The organism is Bradyrhizobium sp. USDA 3262 (assembly GCF_054060035.1).
This window is the reverse complement of the sequence record NZ_JBSSCT010000001.1, coordinates 7,049,340-7,069,064: the sequence shown is the minus strand read 5'-3', so window position 1 is coordinate 7,069,064 and position 19,725 is coordinate 7,049,340. Positions and strand designations below refer to the sequence as shown.

At 64.5% G+C, this 19,725-nt stretch carries 16 protein-coding genes; 15 read left to right on the top strand and 1 reads right to left on the bottom strand.

Translation table 11 applies throughout. From position 1 onward, the window contains the following. Positions 1-103 precede the first annotated feature (103 nt). The 8 genes from ACVWYP_RS33390 (at position 104) to ACVWYP_RS33355 (ending at position 10,150) form a co-directional block, all read left to right on the top strand. Positions 104-1,387, top strand: coding sequence for an MFS transporter (locus tag ACVWYP_RS33390; RefSeq protein WP_028343118.1), 1,284 nt, complete (start codon positions 104-106; stop codon positions 1,385-1,387). Between the two features lie 386 nt (positions 1,388-1,773). After that, the gene (locus tag ACVWYP_RS33385; RefSeq protein ID WP_028343117.1) at positions 1,774-2,970 is read left to right on the top strand and encodes a pyridoxal-phosphate-dependent aminotransferase family protein; all 1,197 of its coding nucleotides are present in this window, start codon (positions 1,774-1,776) and stop codon (positions 2,968-2,970) included. Positions 2,971-3,017: 47 nt separating this feature from the next. Beyond that, positions 3,018-3,815 carry an enoyl-CoA hydratase/isomerase family protein gene (locus ACVWYP_RS33380; protein ID WP_028343116.1) on the top strand — a complete coding sequence of 266 codons (798 nt, stop codon included), beginning with the start codon at positions 3,018-3,020 and terminating at the stop codon, positions 3,813-3,815. 1,057 nt (positions 3,816-4,872) lie between these two features. Then, positions 4,873-5,850 carry a tripartite tricarboxylate transporter substrate-binding protein gene (locus ACVWYP_RS33375; protein WP_439711210.1) on the top strand — a complete coding sequence of 326 codons (978 nt, stop codon included), beginning with the start codon at positions 4,873-4,875 and terminating at the stop codon, positions 5,848-5,850. A gap of 135 nt (positions 5,851-5,985) precedes the next feature. After that, positions 5,986-6,861: an S-methyl-5'-thioadenosine phosphorylase gene (locus ACVWYP_RS33370; protein ID WP_028343114.1), complete on the top strand. Its 876-nt coding sequence runs from the start codon at positions 5,986-5,988 to the stop codon at positions 6,859-6,861. 41 nt (positions 6,862-6,902) lie between these two features. After that, on the top strand, positions 6,903-8,003 hold the full coding sequence (gene mtnA / locus ACVWYP_RS33365; RefSeq protein WP_028343113.1) for an S-methyl-5-thioribose-1-phosphate isomerase: 1,101 nt from the start codon (positions 6,903-6,905) through the stop codon (positions 8,001-8,003). 76 nt (positions 8,004-8,079) lie between these two features. Then, the gene (locus ACVWYP_RS33360) at positions 8,080-8,622 is read left to right on the top strand and encodes a tripartite tricarboxylate transporter TctB family protein (RefSeq protein ID WP_283070085.1); all 543 of its coding nucleotides are present in this window, start codon (positions 8,080-8,082) and stop codon (positions 8,620-8,622) included. A 16-nt stretch (positions 8,623-8,638) separates the two neighbouring features. After that, a complete protein-coding gene (locus ACVWYP_RS33355; RefSeq protein ID WP_038380818.1) occupies positions 8,639-10,150 on the top strand; it encodes a tripartite tricarboxylate transporter permease in 1,512 nt (503 codons plus the stop codon). A 56-nt stretch (positions 10,151-10,206) separates the two neighbouring features. On the opposite strand, the gene ACVWYP_RS33350 is transcribed toward ACVWYP_RS33355, so the two are convergent. Next, positions 10,207-11,400 (bottom strand): CaiB/BaiF CoA transferase family protein, encoded by a 1,194-nt coding sequence (locus ACVWYP_RS33350; protein WP_038380817.1) that lies wholly within the window; start codon positions 11,398-11,400, stop codon positions 10,207-10,209. Positions 11,401-11,699: 299 nt separating this feature from the next. Here ACVWYP_RS33350 and ACVWYP_RS33345 point away from each other — a divergent pair, with 299 nt between their 5' ends. The 7 genes from ACVWYP_RS33345 (at position 11,700) to ACVWYP_RS33315 (ending at position 19,524) form a co-directional block, all read left to right on the top strand. Continuing rightward, on the top strand, positions 11,700-13,253 hold the full coding sequence (locus ACVWYP_RS33345) for a lipopolysaccharide biosynthesis protein (RefSeq protein ID WP_304496251.1): 1,554 nt from the start codon (positions 11,700-11,702) through the stop codon (positions 13,251-13,253). Between the two features lie 2 nt (positions 13,254-13,255). Further along, a complete protein-coding gene (gene asnB / locus ACVWYP_RS33340; RefSeq protein WP_304496250.1) occupies positions 13,256-15,094 on the top strand; it encodes an asparagine synthase (glutamine-hydrolyzing) in 1,839 nt (612 codons plus the stop codon). A gap of 3 nt (positions 15,095-15,097) precedes the next feature. Beyond that, positions 15,098-16,192: a glycosyltransferase family protein gene (locus ACVWYP_RS33335; protein WP_304496249.1), complete on the top strand. Its 1,095-nt coding sequence runs from the start codon at positions 15,098-15,100 to the stop codon at positions 16,190-16,192. A gap of 149 nt (positions 16,193-16,341) precedes the next feature. After that, positions 16,342-17,184: a methyltransferase domain-containing protein gene (locus tag ACVWYP_RS33330; protein WP_304496248.1), complete on the top strand. Its 843-nt coding sequence runs from the start codon at positions 16,342-16,344 to the stop codon at positions 17,182-17,184. After that, positions 17,181-17,750 (top strand): acyltransferase, encoded by a 570-nt coding sequence (locus tag ACVWYP_RS33325; protein WP_304496247.1) that lies wholly within the window; start codon positions 17,181-17,183, stop codon positions 17,748-17,750. Before ACVWYP_RS33330 ends, ACVWYP_RS33325 begins: the two co-directional genes overlap by 4 nt. After that, positions 17,740-18,591: a class I SAM-dependent methyltransferase gene (locus ACVWYP_RS33320; RefSeq protein ID WP_028343105.1), complete on the top strand. Its 852-nt coding sequence runs from the start codon at positions 17,740-17,742 to the stop codon at positions 18,589-18,591. The genes ACVWYP_RS33325 and ACVWYP_RS33320 overlap by 11 nt, the downstream gene beginning before the upstream one ends. A 3-nt stretch (positions 18,592-18,594) precedes the next feature. Continuing rightward, the gene (locus ACVWYP_RS33315; protein WP_304496246.1) at positions 18,595-19,524 is read left to right on the top strand and encodes an NAD-dependent epimerase/dehydratase family protein; all 930 of its coding nucleotides are present in this window, start codon (positions 18,595-18,597) and stop codon (positions 19,522-19,524) included. Positions 19,525-19,725: the final 201 nt, after the last annotated feature.

Below are 19,725 nucleotides of genomic sequence, written 5' to 3'. Positions count from 1 at the left end.
TCTAGAGCTTCGGTTCTGAACTAATCAGAGCCGTAGCTCTAGCAGCCACGGCATCCGCAGCGCAACGAATTCAGAACAATCGCGGATCGGGGGAGGGGATGATATGAGGCTTCGGTTCAAGGCCACCCATGTCGTGTTGGCCATGCTCTGCGTGATGTACTTCATCACCTATGTGGACCGGGTGAACATCGGCACCGCGGCCGGCGAGATCCAGAAGGAGCTCGGCCTGTCCAACACCGAGCTCGGTCTGGTGTTCTCGGCCTTCGCCTATCCGTACCTGCTGTTCCAGGTGATCGGCGGCTGGGTCGGCGATCGCTTCGGGCCGCGCCAGACCTTGTTCTGGTGCGGCATGATCTGGGCCGCCGCGACCATCATGACCGGCTTTGTCCATGGTCTTGCCGCGCTGTTCGTCGCGCGTTTCGCGCTGGGGTTCGGCGAAGGCGCGACGTTTCCGACCGCGACGCGCGCGATGCAGTACTGGACGCCGGCGAACCGCCGCGGCTTCGCGCAAGGCCTGACGCATTCATTCGCGCGGCTCGGCAATGCCATCACCCCGCCGGTGGTCGCGCTCCTGATCCTCTGGCTGACCTGGCGCGGCGCGTTCGTCGTGCTCGGCGTTGTCAGCCTGATCTGGGGCGTCGCGTGGGTCTGGTACTTCCGCAACGAGCCGAGGGACCATGGCTCGATCACCGCGGCCGAGCTTGCGACATTGCCGCCGCGTCCGCAGGGCGAGCGGCCGAAGGTGCCGTGGGGACCGCTGCTGCAGCGGATGTGGCCGGTGACGCTGACCTACTTCTGCTACGGTTGGTGCCTGTGGCTCTATCTCAACTGGCTGCCGCTGTTCTTCAAGAACAACTACAGCCTCGATCTGAAGAATTCGGCGCTGTTCGCATCCGGCGTGTTCTTTGCCGGCGTGATCGGCGACAGCATCGGCGGCGTTATCTCCGACCGCATCCTTGAGCGCACCGGCAATGTGCGGCTGGCGCGACTCAGCGTGACGGTCGTGGGCTTCGCCGGCGCACTGCTGTCGCTGATGCCGATCCTGTTCGTTCACGACATCACGGTGGTGGCGCTCTGCCTGTCGGCCGGCTTCTTCTGTGCCGAGCTCGTGATCGGGCCGATGTGGTCGATCCCGATGGACATTGCGGCGAAATATTCCGGCACCGCCGCGGGGATCATGAACACCGGCTCGGCTTTCGCGGCTATCGTCTCGCCGCTGGTCGCCGGCTTCGTCATCGACGCCACCGGAAACTGGTACCTGCCGTTCCTGATGTCGATGGGCCTTCTGCTGGTCGGCGGCTTCTCGGCGTTCCTGATGCACCCCGAGCGGCCGTTCGAGGAGACCGGCGAACTGGTGGCGCCGGGCAAGGTGGTGGCCGCTGAATAGCAACGAGGCTGAATGGCGGCCGCAACGGAAGTAGGCTCCCTCGCCCCGTTCTTACGGGGAGAGGGTTGGGGTGAGGGGCTATCTCCGCAGATGCGGTGATAGTTGCGCTTGCGGAGGCTCCCCCTCACCCGGAACGCATCTTGCGATGCGTCATAGCCGAAGCTCTGCTTCGGCGTTCTTGAGAACGGCCGCCGAAGGCGGCCTATGCCTCTCCCCGCACGCGGGGCGAGGTGAAGCAGAGCCAGTTGCTTGGCGTGAGCTCACGCGGCCCCGGCGGAGCGCCGTCAGATATGCATGACGGACCCCCGCCGGGCCTAGGACAAACCCGGCGAATAGTGATATGCGAGCGGCTCACCACGACCAAGACGAGACCGGGAAAGACGCTCATGACCGTGCATACTGGAAGGCATTTTCTGCAGATTCCGGGACCGACCAACGTGCCGGACCGGGTGCTGCGGGCCATGGATATGCCGACCATGGACCATCGCGGTCCCGAGTTTGCCGAGATCGGTTTTGCCGTGCTTTCTGCGATGCAGCGTGTGTTCCGCACCAAGCAGCCCGTGATCATCTACCCGTCGTCGGGGACCGGCGCCTGGGAGGCCGCGATCGTCAACACGCTGCAGCCCGGCGACAAGGTTCTGATGTGCGAGACCGGCCAGTTCGCCGTGCTGTGGCATGGCATTGCCGACAAGTTCAAGCTCGACGTCGATTTCATCGCGGGCGACTGGCGCCACGGCGCCGACCTCGAGCAGATCGAGGCCAGGCTGTCCGCCGACAAGGCGCATAAGATCAAGGCGGTCTGCGTCGTCCATAACGAGACCTCGACCGCCTGCGTCACCTATCCGCGCGACGTCCGCAAGATCCTCGACACGCTGAAGCATCCGGCGCTCTTGATGGTCGACACCATCTCCGGCCTCGGCTCGCTGGAATATGAGCATGATGCATGGGGCATCGATGTCTCCATCGCCGGCTCCCAGAAGGGGCTGATGCTGCCGCCCGGCCTCGGCTTCAACGCCGTGTCGGAGAAGGCGCTCGCCGTGGCCAAGGCCAATCCGGGCATGCGCTCCTATTGGGACTGGCAGGAAGTCATCAACATCAACAAGGCCGGCACCTGGCCGTATACGCCGGCGACCAACCTCCTGTTCGGCCTGCGCGAGGCCGTGAAGATGCTGGAGGAAGAGGGGCTCGAGAACGTCTTCGCCCGCCACAAGCGCCACAGCGAGGCGACACGTGCCGCGATCAAGGTCTGGGGCCTCGAGACGCAGTGCCAGGAGCAGGGCGCGCACTCGCCGGCGCTGACCGCGGTGCGGGTGCCTGACGGTCACGACGCCGATCATTTCCGCAAGGTCGTGCTGGAGAATTTCGACATGTCGCTCGGCACCGGCCTCAACAAGGTCAAGGGAAAGGTGTTCCGGATCGGCCACATCGGGCACTTCAACGACCTGATGCTGATGGGCACGCTGTCCGGCGTCGAGATGGGCCTTGATCTGGCCAAGGTGCCGCATCGCAGCGGCGGCGTGCTGGCGGCGATGGAAGTCCTGAAGGGACGCGAAGCTTCGCAGGCGTCCAAGGCTGTGGCCTAGAAGGCCGTCGCCTGAAATCGAATCGCAAACAACAGAAAGAGCGAGACATGAACGCGCCCGTCACTTCGACCGAAGACCTGATCTACTCCGTCGAGGACGGGATCGCGCGCATCACGTTCAACCGGCCGCAGGCGCGCAATGCGCTGACCTTTGCGATGTACGAGCAGATGGCGGCGATCTGCGAGAACATCAATCAGGATCACTCCATCAAGGCGCTGATCATGACCGGCGCCGGTGACAAGGCGTTCGCCTCGGGCACCGACATCTCGCAGTTCCGCGCGTTCAAGACGGCGCAGGATGCGCTCGACTATGAGGCGCGGATCGATCGCGTGCTCGGTACGCTCGAGCAGTGCCGCGTGCCCGTGATCGCGGCGATCGCCGGCGCTTGCACCGGCGGCGGCGCCGGCATCGCCGCCTGCTGCGATATTCGGATCGGCACCGAGGCGACGCGGATCGGCTTCCCGATCGCGCGCACGCTCGGCAACTGCCTGTCGATGTCCAACATCTCGCGGCTGGTGTCGCTGATCGGTCCGGCGCGGACCAAGGATCTGATCTTCAAGGCGCGCCTTGTCGAGGCGCCCGAAGCGCTGGCGCTCGGGCTGTTGAACGAAGTCGTCCCCGATGTGGAAACGTTGCAGCGCCGCGCCACCGAGACGGCGAAGCTCGTCGCCGGCCACGCGCCGATCACGCTCGAAGTGACCAAGGAAGCGGTGCGCCGCATCCGCCGCACACTGTCGCGCGAGGAGGGCGAGGACCTGATCCTGCGCGCCTATATGAGCGAGGATTTCCGCGAGGGCATGGACGCCTTCCTCAACAAGCGCGCGCCCAACTTCAAAGGCAAGTAACGGCTGCGCTCAATCACTGAGTTGCCCGACGGGTCAAGCCCTCAAAGCAGAAATATTTCGCTTTATCCGAAGGCCAACTCAGTGCTATGGAAATAGCCGTCTCGCCCGATCGAGGGGCGCTTCGCGGTCGTCACGAACGTGGGTCGAGATGCGGTGGACGCCGATTGCGCAACTGACGAGTGCGCATGACGCGGACGGCGAAATCGTGCAGACCTGACGCCCTAGCGGCAGGTGTCCTCTCGCAAAACGCGCAAGCGTTTTTGCGAAAGCGGTGACAAAAAAGCCCAGTCTCACCGGGGCGAGCACGTATAAGCCGAAAACCATCGCGCAGGGAAAGCCGGGTTGTATCCGGTTACACCTGTGGTCCTACCCCCGAGCTTTCTACCTTTTGCTCGGGGCCCATGGGTGCGATCGGCACCCGGCTTTCCCTGCGCCCTCTGTTCGAAGAGGGCGGAACGAAGAGCAAAGCTCGGACAGATCATGTCGCGAGAATGCGGATGTGTGACTCGCAAATCGCCCCACAAATTACAAATTAGGTGTCGTCCCGGGCAAGCCAACGGGTCGGCGCAAAGCGCCGCCCGATGACAGGCTCCGCGCGACCCGGGACCCATAACCACCGAAGGTCATTGTCGGACAACGCTGGAGCCACAGCTCGCGTCAACAACGACCAACGTCTGTGGTAATGGGGCCCTGCTTTCGCAGGGACGACAGTGAACAAGCTGTTTGAAAGTTGAATCAAAACTCACCCCGTCATCCCCGCGCAAAGGCTTTGCCTTTGTCGCTGGAGGTGCGAGCGGAGCGAGCCTCGAAGGATGCACGGCCCGGCTGGTGGCCGTCGATCCTTCGAGACGCGCGTTCCGCGCTCCTCAGGATGACGGGACTGTTGCAAAGCGGTTATGCTAAGCGAAGCGACGCACCCACCTCATTCCAAAGTCATAGGCCATGCGGCAGTTCGCGGCTTGAACTCACCTTCATTCTCGGCACAATGACGCGAGCCCGCCACCTCGCAGGTTTTGCCAAGCCGAACAAAGAGATAGGGAAGAAACACGTGGGACAGATTGTTAAAACCACGGCTGCAATCGCGGCCCTGCTGCTGAGCACGCCGGCCTTTGCCGGCTGGGAGCCGAGCAAGCCGGTCGAAATCGTGGTCGCGGCCGGTGCCGGCGGCGCGTCAGACCAGATGGCGCGCATGATGCAGGCGGCGATCCAGAAGAACAATCTGATGAAGCAGCCGATGGTGGTGTCGCTGAAGGGCGGCGCGTCGGGTGCGGAAGCGCTGATGTACATGAAGTCCAGCGAGGGCGATCCCAACAAGGTGCTGATCGCCTATTCGCTGATCTATATGCTGCCGCTGTCGGCCAAGATTCCGTTCAACTGGCGCGACCTCACCCCGGTGTCGGTGATCGCGCTCGACCAGTTCGTGTTGTGGGACAACGCCTCCGGTCCGAAGACCGTGAAGGAGTTCATCGATGCCGCGAAAGCGGCGAGTGCGCCGTTCAAGATGGGCGGCACCGGCTCCAAGCGCGAGGATCACGTGTTGACCGTGTTCATGGAGCAGAAGACCGGCGCAAAATTTTCCTACCTGCCGTACAAGTCCGGCGGCGAGGCCGCGACCCAGCTGGTCGGCGGCCACACCGAGTCCAACGTCAACAATCCGAGCGAGAACCTCGAAGTCTGGCGCGCCGGACAGGTTCGCGCGCTCTGCGTGTTCGACAAGGAGCGCATCTCCTACAAGACCAAGGTCACCGACACGCAATCCTGGAACGACATCCCGACCTGCAAGGAGGAGGGGCTCGACGTGCAGTATCTGATGCTGCGCGCGATGTTCCTGCCGGGCAAGGTCACGCAGGAACAGCAGGCGTTCTATGTCGACCTGTTCCAGAAGGTGACGCAGACGGCTGAATACAAGGACTACATGGAGAAGCAGGCGCTGAAGCCGATCTTCCTCACCGGCAAGGACATGGTCGAGTTCCTCGAGGATGACGACAAGCAGAATGCGTCGCTGATGAACACGGCAGGGTTCGTCGCAAAATAGCGGTCGCGGTCCGGAATTGCCTTGCAAGCGGCAGCGGCGCAGTGATTACTGCGCCGCAGTATGGCCGAACGTCCGGCGAGCCCGATTGGGCTCGGTCACCCCTCCGGCGCCGTTGCGGGACCGTGAGGAGCGATCATGACCAAAGCCGTGTTGGGGATCATCGGTGGATCCGGCATCTACGATCTGCCGGGCCTGGAAAATGTCCGCGAGGAGGCGATCACAAGCCCCTGGGGCGAGCCGTCGGCGCCGCTCCGACGCGGCGAGATGGCGGGACTCCCGATCGTGTTCCTGCCGCGCCACGGCCATGGACACGCGCTGTCGCCGTCCGACATCAACTATCGCGCCAATATCGATGCGCTGAAGCGGGCGGGGGTCACCGACCTCGTCGCGCTGTCCGCATGCGGCTCGTTCAAGGAAGAGCTGCCGCCGGGCACTTTTGTATTGGTCGACCAGTTCGTCGATCGCACCCACAAGCGCGAGAGCTCGTTCTTCGGCAAGGGCTGCGTCGCGCATGTCTCGATGGCGCATCCGGTGTCGCCGTTGCTGGCGAGGCATCTCGCCGCCGCGGCCGAGGCCGAAGACATCGCCTTCGCCCGCGGCGGCACCTACCTCTGCATGGAGGGGCCGCAGTTCTCCTCGCTCGCCGAAAGCCTGACCTACAAGGCGCAGGGCTATTCGGTGATCGGCATGACCAACATGCCGGAAGCCAAACTCGCCCGCGAGGCCGAGATCTGCTACGCCAGCGTGGCGATGGTCACCGATTTCGATTGCTGGCATCCGGCGCATGATGCCGTGACGGTGCAGGATATCATCCGCGTGCTGAATTCGAACGCCGAGAAGGCAAAGGCGCTGGTCGCGCGTTTGGCGCGGGATTTTCCGCGCGAGCACGAGCCGTGTCCCGTTGGTTCGGATCGGGCACTCGACACCGCGCTGATCACGGCGCCCGCGGCCCGCGATCCGCAGCTGCTGGCCAAGCTCGATGCCGTCGCCGGACGGGTGTTACGGTCGTGAAGAAGTAATCTAGCGAGCGCGCGACGCGAAGGGCGTAGGACATGAAGGTCGATGGACGACATTTTCGCAGCATCTGGCTCGAGCCCGACGGCTGGTCGGTCGGCGCGATCGATCAGCGCCGGCTGCCGCATGAATTCATCGTCGCCAAACTCACCACCGCGGACGAGGCCGGCGAGGCGATCCGTTCGATGCTGGTCCGCGGCGCGCCGCTGATCGGCGCGACCGCAGCCTATGGCGTGGCGCTTGCGATGCGCGCCGATGCGTCGGATGCGGCGCTCGAGCGCGCCGGCAAGATGCTGCTTGCGACCCGGCCGACCGCGGTCAATCTGAAATGGGCTGTTGACGAGATGCAGCGCGCGCTGGCGCCGCTCGCGGCTTCGGCCCGCGCCGAGGCGGCCTATGCCCGCGCGCGCGAGATCGCCGATGAGGATGTCGAGATCAACCGCGAGATCGGCCGTCACGGGCTCGGCCTGATCGAGACGATCGCCGCGACCAAGAGGCCGGGCGAGGTGGTGAACGTCCTGACGCATTGCAACGCCGGCTGGCTTGCAACCGTGGATTGGGGAACGGCGACATCGCCGATCTACCAGGCGCATGATCGCGGCATTCCGGTCCACGTCTGGGTCGACGAGACGCGTCCGCGCAATCAGGGCGCTTCGCTCACCGCCTGGGAACTCGGTCACCACGGCGTGCCGCACACCGTGATCCCCGACAACACCGGCGGCCATCTGATGCAGCATCGCATGGTCGATCTCGCGATCGTCGGGACCGATCGCGTCGCCGCCAATGGCGACGTCTGCAACAAGATCGGGACCTATCTGAAAGCGCTCGCGGCCCGCGACAACAGCGTGCCGTTCTATGTTGCGCTGCCGTCGCCGACCATCGACTTTAGTATCGATGACGGTGTCAGGCAGATTCCGATCGAGCAGCGCGCGGCTGCCGAGGTGACGCACCTCACGGGACGCACGGCGGATGGACGAATCGAGACCGTTCGCGTGGTTCCGGACGGCTCGTCGGTTGCCAATTTCGGCTTCGACGTGACGCCGGCGCGGCTTGTGACCGGATTGATCACCGAGCGCGGCGTGCTCAAGCCGGAGCGTGCTGCACTTGCGAGCGCCTTTCCCGAACGTTCCACTGTTTAGCTGAAGGCTGCATTGACGGTGGTTGCATCAGCACGCTATCCCAATCGTTGCCCTCGCAAGCCAGACCGTCTCACCCATGTCCAATACCGAACTTGAGATCGTCGTCGACGATCCGACCGCACCTGAAGATAACTCGCCGGCGGTCGTCAGCACCGGCGTCGTCGACGTCGTCGTGTCGCTGCTGTTGCTTGCGCTCGCCGTGGTGCTCGGCTGGGACAATTGGCGCACCGGCGCGTCGTGGGACTCGACCGGCCCGCAGCCGGGCTATTTTCCGTTCTACCTCTCGGTCATCCTCGGCGGCGCCAGCCTCTATGGCCTGGGGGCGGCCTTTGTCTCGCGCCAGGAGGCTGCCGAGACCTTTGTCACCCGCGCCCAGCTTCGCCGGGTGATGGCGGTGTTCGTGCCGACATTGCTGTTCTGCCTCGCCACCCAATATCTCGGCCTCTATGTCGCGAGCTTTCTCCTGATCGCAGGCTTCATGCGCCTGGTCGGCAAGATCGCGCTGTGGAAGTCGCTGCTGACCGCCTTCGTCTTCACCGCCGCAATGTTCGTGACCTTCGACATCGCATTCGACGTCATCATGCCGAAGGGGCCGCTCGAAGCGGCTCTCGGCCGCTAGCGAACCGAGTCGAACCATGGAAGCTTTCGGTCTCCTGCTGCACGGCTTTGCCGTCCTTTTGACGTGGAAGACGCTGCTGTTGATGATGGTCGGCCTCGTGCTCGGCATCTTCGTCGGCGTGCTGCCCGGGCTTGGCGGCCCCAACGGCGTCGCGATCCTGCTGCCGCTGACCTTCACGATGGATCCGACCTCCGCCATCGTGATGCTGTCGTGCATCTACTGGGGCGCGCTGTTCGGCGGCGCCATCACCTCGATCCTGTTCAATATCCCGGGCGAAGCCTGGTCGGTCGCGACCACCTTCGACGGCTATCCGATGGCGCAGCAGGGCAGGGCGGCCGAAGCGCTCACCGCGGCGTTCACCTCGTCCTTCGTCGGTTCGCTGGTCGCGGTGCTGCTGATCACCTTCCTGGCGCCGATGATCTCGTCGTTTGCGCTGAGGTTCGGCCCACCGGAATTCTTCGCTGTTTATCTCCTGACCTTCTGTTCCTTCGTCGGCCTCGGCCGCGAAGCCAAGCACAAGACGGTCATCTCGATGTCGCTCGGGCTGCTGCTCGCCGGCGTCGGCATGGATACGGTGTCCGGGCAATTGCGCATGACGTTCGGCTCCGCGGAGCTCTTGCGTGGCATCAACTTCCTCGTCGCTGTCATCGGCCTGTTCGGCATCAGCGAGATCCTGCTCACGATGGAGGAGCGCCTCGCGCTGCGCGGACACGCCGCCGGCATCAGCCTGCGCGTCGTGCTCTCGGTGTGGAAGGACTTGCCGAAATACTGGGTGACGCTGCTGCGCTCGTCGGTGATCGGCTGCTGGCTCGGCATCACGCCGGGCGGCGCGATCGCGGCCTCCTTCATGGGCTACAACCTCGCCAAGCGCTTCGCCAAGGATCAGGAGAGCTTTGGCAAGGGCCGGATCGAGGGCGTGTTCGCGCCGGAGACCGCCGCGCATGCCTCAGGCACCTCGGCGCTGTTGCCGATGCTGGCGCTCGGCATTCCCGGCTCGGGGACTGCTGCGATCCTGCTCGGCGGCCTGATGGTGTGGGGCCTCAACCCGGGGCCGCTGCTGTTCGTCGAGCACAAGGATTTCGTCTGGGGCCTGATTGCCTCGATGTATCTCGGCAATGTCGTCGGCCTGGTGCTGGTGCTGACCACGGTGCCGATCTTCGCCTCGATCCTGCGCGTGCCGTTCGCGGCGGTAGCACCGATGATCGTGGTGTCCTGCGCGATCGGCGCCTACGCGATCCAGAATGCGATGTTCGATATCTGGCTGATGCTGGGCTTCGGTGTCGTCGGCTACGTCTTCAAGAAAATCGGGATCCCGCTCGCGCCGTTCACCCTGGCTTTGGTGCTCGGCAACCGCGCTGAGGACGCGTTCCGTCTGTCGATGATCGGCTCCGGCGGCGACATGAAGGTGTTCTGGTCGAACGGCCTGGTCGGCACCATCACGACGCTGGCGATCGTGCTGCTGTTCTGGCCGGTGATCGACAAGGCGTTCGTCGGGCTCGGACGAATGCTGCGGCCTGCACGGGCGTAATGGCGGTCCGGGATCTGTCGACCTCGAACCGCTGGGGCGTTGGTGGTTTGATACCGTCAGACCACCTTGCGCTGACGGAGTTCGGCGATCTCATCCTTGCCGAAGCCGAATTCGGCCAGCAGCTCTTCGGTCTGCTCGCCGAACTCCGGCGGGCGGGCGGCCATCCTGCTCGGCGTCCGCGACAGCGTCACCGGCTGGCTGACCAGCTGGATTTGCCGGTTCTCGTCATTGGGCACGTGCTGGGCCATGCCGAGATGCTTGACCTGGGCATCCTCGAACATCTGGTCGATCGAGTAGATCGGCCCGCACGGCACGCCGGCGGCGTTCAGCTCCTGCACCCAGGTCTCGGTCGATTTCTTCTCGGTCAGCGCGCCGATCCTCGCATTCAGCGCGTCGCGGTTCTTCGAGCGGGCCGGCGCGGTCGCGTAGTCGGGGTCGGTGATCAGCTCGGGCGCGCCGATCGCCTGCGCGCAACGCTCCCAGATCCGACCTCCTGTCGTGGCGATGTTGATGTAGCCGTCGGAGGTCTTGAACACGCCGGTCGGGATTGAGGTCGGATGGTTGTTGCCGGCCTGTTTGGCCACTTCCTTTTCCATCAGCCAGCGGGCCGCCTGGAAATCCAGCATGAAGATCTGGGCCTGCAGCAGCGAGGTCTGCACCCACTGGCCTTCGCCGGATACGTCGCGTTCCAGCAGCGCAGTGAGGATGCCGATCGCACAGAACAGGCCCGCGGTGAGGTCGGCGACGGGAATGCCGACCCGCATCGGTCCGCCGCCGGGCGCGCCGGTCACCGACATCAGGCCGCCCATGCCCTGGGCGATCTGATCGAAGCCCGGGCGCTTGTGATAGGGGCCGTCCTGGCCGAACCCGGAGATGCTGCCATAGACGATCCGCGGGTTGATCTTGCGGATGCTCTCGTAATCGATGCCCAGCTTGGCCTTGACGTCCGGCCGGAAGTTTTCGACCACGACGTCAGCCTGTTCGGCCAGCCGCTTGAACACCTCGAGCCCCTTGGGGTCCTTGAGGTTCAGCGTCATGGCGCGCTTGTTGCGATGCAGGTTCTGGAAATCGGACCCGCCGCGCGGGCCGCCCGGCTGCTCGCCACCGCCGTCCTCCAGAAGCGCATCGATCTTGACGACATTGGCGCCCCAATCGGCCAGCTGACGCACGCAGGTTGGCCCAGACCGGACCCGGGTCAAATCCAGCACGGTGAAACGGGAAAGGGCTTGGGATGCGCGGGGAAAGGGCATTGAGACACCTCTTGTTGGGCGGGGCCGCCAGGGGGCTTCAGCCCATCTGCCATAGACAATTTGGCAGGCCTTTCCAACTGTTACCCGGATCACAAACAGGGCTGGAAACAACCAGCCATGGTTCCGTGGAGATCGGCTCCTGCCTTTGCTGCGGCCCTGGTCTGGCCCCACACCTCCCCGCCGTCGGCCAACCCTCGACAATCACCGCGCCGGCTGCTAGCCCGTCGCCATGCCGAATGGGTTTTGCCCTTACGGAAGAGGCACTTGAGGCGTATCGGAGCGATGGACCGAAAGCGGGCATGGCGGTGAAAAAGGGTCCATCCCATCTGCTCGGTAACTCGGCATGGAACGCGACCGCCTTCGCGGTCGCGGTGCTGCTCAACCTCGCGATCCTGCCGTTCGTGATCTTCCGGCTCGGTCTCGCCGCGTTCGGTGTAGCGGGTCTGGTGACGGCCTGTGTCGCGCCCGCGCTGATGTTCAGTAATGCCCTTGGCCTTTCGACGGCGCGCGAGCTCGCGCAAAGGTTGGAACCGTCCGATCGCGACATGGCGCGGCGATTTTTCGCGACCGCTCTCGCGCTTGCCATCGTCCTTGGCGGCCTGATCGCGGCGTTGCTTGCCTTTGCCGGAGCGCCACTCGCACGACTGGGATTTCATCTGGGCGGCCCGGCCGCCGACGACCTCGGGCTCGCCTTCGCATTGGCCGGCGCCGGTTGGCTGTTCCAATGCCTGTTCGCCGTCTTCCTCTCGCTGTTCACGGCGCGTCAGGACTATCGGCGGATCGCGTCGATCAGCATCACGGGCACGGTGGTGACGACGATGTCGATGCTGCTGCTGATCCCCTACGCGCCGCGTGCCTCGACCTTCCTCGGCTGTCAGGCCTTGGGCTTTGCGACAAATCTCGTGATGGCCTTCGCCTGGTCGCGCCACGCCATCAGCGACTGGCTGGCGCGGCCGGCGCTCGATCGCGGCGCGTTGCGTGCGCTGGTCAAGCTTGGTGGTTGGCAGTTCGCAGCGCAAAGCGGCGCGCTGTTCGCCGGGCAGGCGGACCGCTATCTGCTCGGCGCGCTGCTGCAGCCGCAATTCGTCGGCTTCTACAGCGTCGCGCAGCGGCTGGAGGAGGCTGTCTATATCGGCGTGCTGAAGATCGGCGAGATCTTGTTCCCCTTCTTCAGCACCCTGCAGAGGGAGGATGACGATCGCAAGGTCGACCTCCTGCTTCGCTCGTCCTGGATTCTCAATGTGCTTGCCGCGAGCGCGCTGGGCGGCCTGATCCCGGTCGCAGGCGCATTGCTGCATCGATGGACCGGCGCCGAGGTCGCGGCCGAGGCCCAGCTGGTGCTGGTGGTACTCGCGATCAGCGGAATATTGGGGTCCAGCGCCAATGTGTTTGCGTTCTATCTGCTGTCGCAGGGGCGCTCCAGTTCCAACGCGCTGATTTCGCTCGTCACGGGTATCTTCACGCTGGCGACCAGCGCCGTCGCGTTGCCGTATTTCGGCTGGCAGGCGGCCGGCTGGAGCTCCTGCGTCGGGATGGTCGCCCAGATGGTGATCACCGTGCTGTTGCTGCGGCGAACCTTCCGGCTTTCAGGTATGTGGTCACGGATGTTGCATTTCGTATTGATCCCGCTCGGCACGGGAGTAGCCATCGCGCTGGCGCTGCGTTCGCAGCTCGGCCATGCGTCATTCGACCACGCACCGTCATGGTGGTATGTGGTGTCGCTCTACGGCGTGTCGGCTGCGGCGATCTTTGTCGCCGCCGTCGCGATGTCGCAGCTCGGTCCCTATCGCGCCGTGTGCTGGCGGGATCTCCGCGTCATCAGCAGTCGCTTCCTGCCCTTCAAGGCCATCTAGACATGTGCGGCATCGCAGGCATCGTCAATCTGCGCGGCGCTCCTGTGGAGCCGGCCGACATCTCGCGGCTCACCAATTTGATCGCGCATCGCGGTCCGTTCGGCGAGGGCACCTGGTTCAATGCCAAGCGAAACGTCGCCTTCGGCCATCGCCGGCTCGCGATCATCGATCCCGGCGAGGGCGGCTATCAGCCGATGGTGTCAGGCGATGGCCGCCATGTGATTGTCTACAATGGCGAGATCTACAACTTCCTCGAATTGCGCCGCGAGCTCGAGGCAAAGGGCGCGGTCTTCCGCAGCCAGTCCGATACCGAAGTGATCCTTGCCGCCTGGCAGGCGTGGGGCGAGGACATGCTGCTGCGCTTCAACGGCATGTGGGCGCTGGCGATCTACGACACGGCCACGGATGATTTGTTCCTGGCGCGCGATCGCTTCGGCATCAAGCCGATGCTGTATGCATTGTCGTCCGAGCGGTTCGTGTTCGCGTCCGAACAGCGGGCGCTGGCGCGGAGCGGGCTGGTTGAGACGTCGCTCGATATCGACGTGGCGCGGCGGCTGTTGCTTGATCCGTTCGGGATCGAAGGCAGCGAGCGAACTCTGTTCGCGCAACTGCGCCGCCTGCAGGGCGGCCACTGCATGTGGTTGCGCCAGGGGCGTGTGCAGGTGCGCCGCTGGTGGCGGACCGTGGATCACCTGCCGGCGATTCCGGATACCGAGGCCGAACGCGTCGAGCGCTTTCGCGAATTGTTTCAGGACTCCGTCGCGCTGCGGATGCGCAGCGACGTTCCGATCGGGACCTGCCTGTCCGGCGGCTTCGATTCGTCCGCGGTGATCTGCGCCATGGCGACCCATGAGAAAGCCGGCATGGGACCGCGTGACTCCACGGCCTGGCGACACGCCTTTGTCGCGACGTTTCCCGGCGCCAGCAACGACGAGCGGCCGATGGCGGAGGAAGCGGCCGCGTGGGCCGAGGTGGCACCGAGCTTTCTTGAGATCGGGCGCTCCGACGCGCTCACCGACCTTGACCGCATTCTCGACGACAATGACGACGTCTATATCGGGCTGCCGAGCGCGCCGTGGTTGATCTATCGCGAGCTCCGGCGCCAGAACGTCACCGTGTCACTCGACGGCCACGGGGCGGACGAATTGATGGGCGCCTACCTGCAGGAGGGACAGTCGGCCGCATTCCGGATCCGGAACGCAGCAGCCGCGCTCACCTCACGATCGCAGCTGGCGCAGCGCGGCATCGACTTCCTGCGAGCACAGATGATCAGGCGCGAGGGGCACTACTTCCTGCGCGGAGGCGCTGCGGCCGCCCCTGCGCCGCTGCCGCTGGTCGCCGAAAATGACGAACTGCCGAGTGCGTGGGGCGCGTTGAACCGGCGGCTCTACCGCATGTTCCATTCGACCACGCTGCCTACCATTCTGCGCAATTTCGACCGGCTCTCGATGGCGCACGGGATCGAGGTCCGCATGCCGTTCATGGACTGGCGGCTGGTCACCTACACGATGGCGCTTCCGGAAGCGAGCAAGTCGGCGGATGGCCTGACCAAGGTGGTGGCGCGGCAGGCGATGGCGAACCTGATGCCTGAAAGCATCCGCACCGCGCGCCGCAAGGTAGGCTTCAACTCGCCGATGCCGGAATGGCTGAACGGGCCATTGGCGGGCTGGACGGCAGAGCTGCTCGAGCGGAATGTTCCGGCATTTGCCGAGTTCGTCGACGAAGCGCCCCTTCGAAAGGCGGTCGGCCGCTTGACGGCGTCGCAGAGCTGGGATTGGAAGAGTGTCGGCCGGATCTGGCCTTACTTGAACATGAAATGGATGTTGGCAAGGTCCGCGTAACCAATGCGTCTGTTCCAGAATAGCGGTCTCTATCCGTCCTATTTGCCGAGGCTGAACCAGCTCGCGGCAAAAGCGTCAAGTTTCGACGCGCGCCGCGACGTGTTCCAGCATGATCGGTTTGGCGCCGCGCATTTTCTCAAGCCCGTGCTCGACGGCGCAACTGAAGCCTTCTTCACGAATGGCGACGACGAGGTGCTGCAGCGCCAGTGGGCGCGTGAGCAGGGCATGAAGGAAGCGCCGACGCTCGAGGCCATTCTGCTCGCGCAGATCGAGCATCACAGAACCGAGGTGTTCTACAATCTCGATCCGGTGCGCTATCCGAGCGCGTTCGTCGCCAAGCTTCCCGGCTGCGTGAAGAAGACGCTGTGCTGGCGCGCCGCGCCCTCCGGAAATGCCGATCTCACCGCCTATGGCGCGGTGCTTGGAAACTTCCCCTCGATCCTCGAGGCGTGGCGCAGCAAGGGGTGCCGGGCCGAGCTCTTCTTTCCCGCGATCGACCCCGTCATGGAGCAGTACGGTCACGGCGAACGGCCGATCGACGTGGCGTTTGTCGGTGGATATTCGCGGCATCATAGCGCGCGGGGCAGGACGCTCGAGCAGGTCGCTGCGCTGGCGGCTGATCGCAAGATCGTGTTCTGCCTCGATGCGTCGCGGCTGACTCGCCTTGCCGAAAGCGCGGTCGGTCGATTGCTGCCGCTGCGCAAGCACCGACGGCCCGACGTCATCGCGCGAATCGCGAGGTTGCCGCTGTTCGGCAGGGACCTTTACGAGCTGTTTGGATCGGCGAAGATCGTGCTCAACGGCGCAATCGACATGGCTGGCAACGATCGCGGCAATATGCGCTGCTTCGAGGCGATGGGTTGCGGGTCGCTGCTCGTGTCGGATGCCGGCAACTATCCGGAGGCGATGCAGGACGGTGTCACGATGCGCACGTACGACGCTCCCGAGCGGGCCGCCGAGGCGATCTCACACAGCCTGCAGGATTGGCCTCAATGGGCTGGGATCGCCGCCTCCGGCAGGAGCCGTGTTCAGGAGACCTACAGCAAGGCTTCGCAATGGACACAGTTTATCGATCTCGTCGCGCGGATTGGGCCGTGATAGAGAGCGTTTTCGAGCGAAGTGGGTGCCGGTTCGCGCAATGAAAACGGGTCAAAACAACAATCTGGAGCCTCGTTCCGATTCCATCGGAGCGGAAAAGGCTCTAGACGGTGCACAGGGCCGGCCAGCAGGCGGGCGATCGGGCCGAGATGATGTCTGCAAGTGACTTGATCCACCAGCTGAAATGGGCGGCCGATGGGCTCGCGGTGCCGCTGTTCAGGTTGCGGCCGCGGCCGTTCGGCCCGGGCTATCAGACGGTCAAGCGCGATACCATCACCGCGGCGATCGATGCGGGCCTGCTTCAGGCAGGAAAGGAGCTTCCGCCCGGCTACGGCGTCGCGATGGACGAGCGCGTGGTGGAATATCCCTGGGCCTATGCCCGATTGAACAATGTCGGCAAGATGCTGGACGCGGGATCGACGTTCAACCACGATTTCCTGCTGCAGCGGCCGCCGCTGCGCGGCGCGGATCTCACCATCATGACACTAGCACCGGAGAAGCGGTGCTATTGGCATGACGGCTACTCCTATGTGTTCGGCGATCTCCGCAAGACGATGTTCGGCGATCAGGTCTTCGACACTGTCGCCAGTATTTCAACGATCGAGCACATCGGCCTCGACAATCAGATGCTGTACACCGGCGATCCGCGCGACGCCGAGACCGATCGCGACGGCTTTGTGCCGGCGGTGCGCGAGTTCAAGCGCATCCTCAAGCCCGGCGGGACCTGCTTGATCTCGGTGCCGTTCGGCAAGCGCGACAATCTCGGTTGGTATCAGGTGTTCGATCTCGCCATGATCGAGCGGATCATCGAGGCATTCGGCGCGACATCCCATCATGTCGATTATTTCGGCTATTCGCGGCAGGGCTGGTCGCGCCAGAGCGCCGAGGCGCTCGCCGACGCGACCGTTTTCGACATCCATACCGGCAAAGGGCAGGGCAATGACCTTGCGGCGTCGTCGCGCGCCGTCGCGTGCCTGCAGTTGACGGCATGAATGTCGATTACCTGATCCAGCGTCTGATCGGTCGCGCGACTTGCCGCCTGCAGCCGGACGCGGCGCTCGGCCGCTATGCCAGGATCAGAAACATTCGCGGCGATTCCGACAAGATCGTCGTGGGCCGCAATAGCCGCATCCTGGGCGAGCTTTTGACCTTCGCGCATGGCGGCGAAATCAAGATCGGCGAATGGTGCTACGTCGGAGAAGGAACCCGGATCTGGTCGGCAGCCTCGATCGAGATCGGCAACCGCGTCCTGATCTCGCACTCGGCGAATGTCTTCGACAATCTCACGCACCCGCTGCGGGCGGCCGAGCGGCACAAACAGGTCCAACAGATTTTCACCCGCGGGCATCCGGACGATATCTCGCTTGATGAGAGTCCGGTTAAAATCTGCGATGATGCCTGGATCGGCGCGGGTGCGATGGTCTTGCGCGGTGTGACGGTGGGCCAGGGCGCTATCGTCGCGGCCGGCGCGGTCGTGACCAGGGATGTCGCGGCGTTTTCGATCGTGGCGGGCAATCCGGCCGTATTGGTGAGGGAGCTTGGGCCCGATGAACGGTGAGCGCAAGTTTACCACCTGGGAGGACGCGGTGGTCTGGTTGCGCAATCAGCCGGACCAGCGCCAGCTTGTGCTCGATGCATTCTACGACGATCCGCTGGCCGGCGCTGCCGAACGCTATTTCCGGAGCTCCGAGTGGCAGGCGGTCGCTTCGCTGCTGGCCGGCCGGTCCGGCGCCGCGCTCGATGTCGGCGCCGGCCGCGGCATTGCGAGTTACGCGCTCGCCCGAACCGGCTTTGCCGTGACGGCGCTCGAGCCGGATCCCAGCGCGATCGTGGGAGCGGCGGCGATCCGCGATCTGGCAGGGCAGACGCAACTGCCGATCCGGGTGGTCGAAGAGTTTTCCGAGCGGCTGCCATTTGCCGACGCGGCGTTCGATCTGGTCTTCGCCCGCGCCGTGCTGCACCACACGCGCGATCTCGAGGGCGCATGCCGGGAGATGTTTCGCGTGCTGCGGCCCGGCGGCATGCTGATCGCGGCGCGCGAGCATGTCATCAGCAAGGAGGCGGACCTTCCCCAGTTCCTCGCGCAGCATCCGTTGCATCATCTCTACGGGGGCGAGCATGCCTTCCTGCTCGATCGTTACACCGGCGCGCTGACCGCCGCAGGCTTTTCCGCGATCGACACGCTGGCGCCGCTGCAAAGCCCGATCAACCTGTTTCCCTATACGCTGGAGACCCTGAAATCGGCGATCGTGACCAGGTTGACGCAAAAGGTTCCGGTGGCGCCGCTGTGGCGAACCGCGTTTGCGTCACGCCTTGTGTTCGGCTCGCTGCTGTCGATGGCCGAACGTTTCGACAATCGACCGGGCCGGCTCTACTCTTTTGTCTGTCACAAGGCCTGAGCGATGATCGTCTGGGTCACAGGCGCGAACGGGTTCATCGGCCGCCATCTCGTGCATGAGCTGGCGGGAGCGGGCCATGCGGTGCATGGCGTCGGGCATGGAGCGCTTGATGCAGCGGAAGCCCGGCGGCTTGGTTTGCAGAGCTGGATCAACGGTGAAATCGACGCGGCCAATCTCAACGCGCTTGCCACAGCCCACGGGCTGCCGGCGCAGATCTTTCATCTGGCTGGCGGATCGTCGGTCGGCATCTCGATCGAGCGGCCGTTCGAGGACTTTTCGCGGACCGTGGCGAGCACCGCGCGGCTGCTCGAATGGCTGCGCGGATCGGCGCCGAACTGCGCCGTGATCGCGGCGTCAAGTGCGGCCGTCTATGGGGCCGACCATGTCGGCCCGATCGCTGAAAGCGCAATCGCAACGCCGATGTCGCCCTATGGGCAGCACAAGTTGATGATGGAGCAATTGTGCGGGAGCTACGCGCAGTCGTTTGGCATCCGCTGCGCGATCGTGCGGCTGTTCTCGGTCTATGGCCCCAATTTACGCAAGCAGCTGCTCTGGGACATCTGCTCGCGGCTGGCGGCCAAGGAGCAGGTGCTCACGCTTGGCGGGACCGGCAACGAAATCCGCGACTGGACCGACGTGCGCGATGTCGCAAGGCTACTCGCAAGCGTCGCGGCACCGTCGCCGCAGGCGGCTTTCCGGGTCATCAATGGCGGGTCGGGTCGCGGGACCAGCGTTGCCGATATCGCAGCCGGTCTCATCCGGCAGTGGGGCAGCAACACGGTTGTGCGACACTCGGGCGTAAGCCGGCCCGGCGATCCCGTGAGCCTGTTGGCCGACGATGCCGTGCTGCGCCAGATCGGGTTCGATTGGCGCATTCCGCTCGATCAAGGCCTTGCCGATTACGTGGCCTGGTTCAAGGGGCAGGCTTCGTGACGCCCCGCCCATTGCGGTTCGCGTTCAGTCACATTTCGCGACGGCTTTGGGCCGGCGGCTACAATTATCAGCGCAATCTGTTCGCGGCGCTTGCCAGGTTTCTGCCCGGCGAATTCGTTCCGATCGTCTTTGCCGGGACCAGGGCCGAGGAGAATGAGCTCGCGGAGCTTGCCGCAATACCGGGTGTCGAGGTCGTTCGAT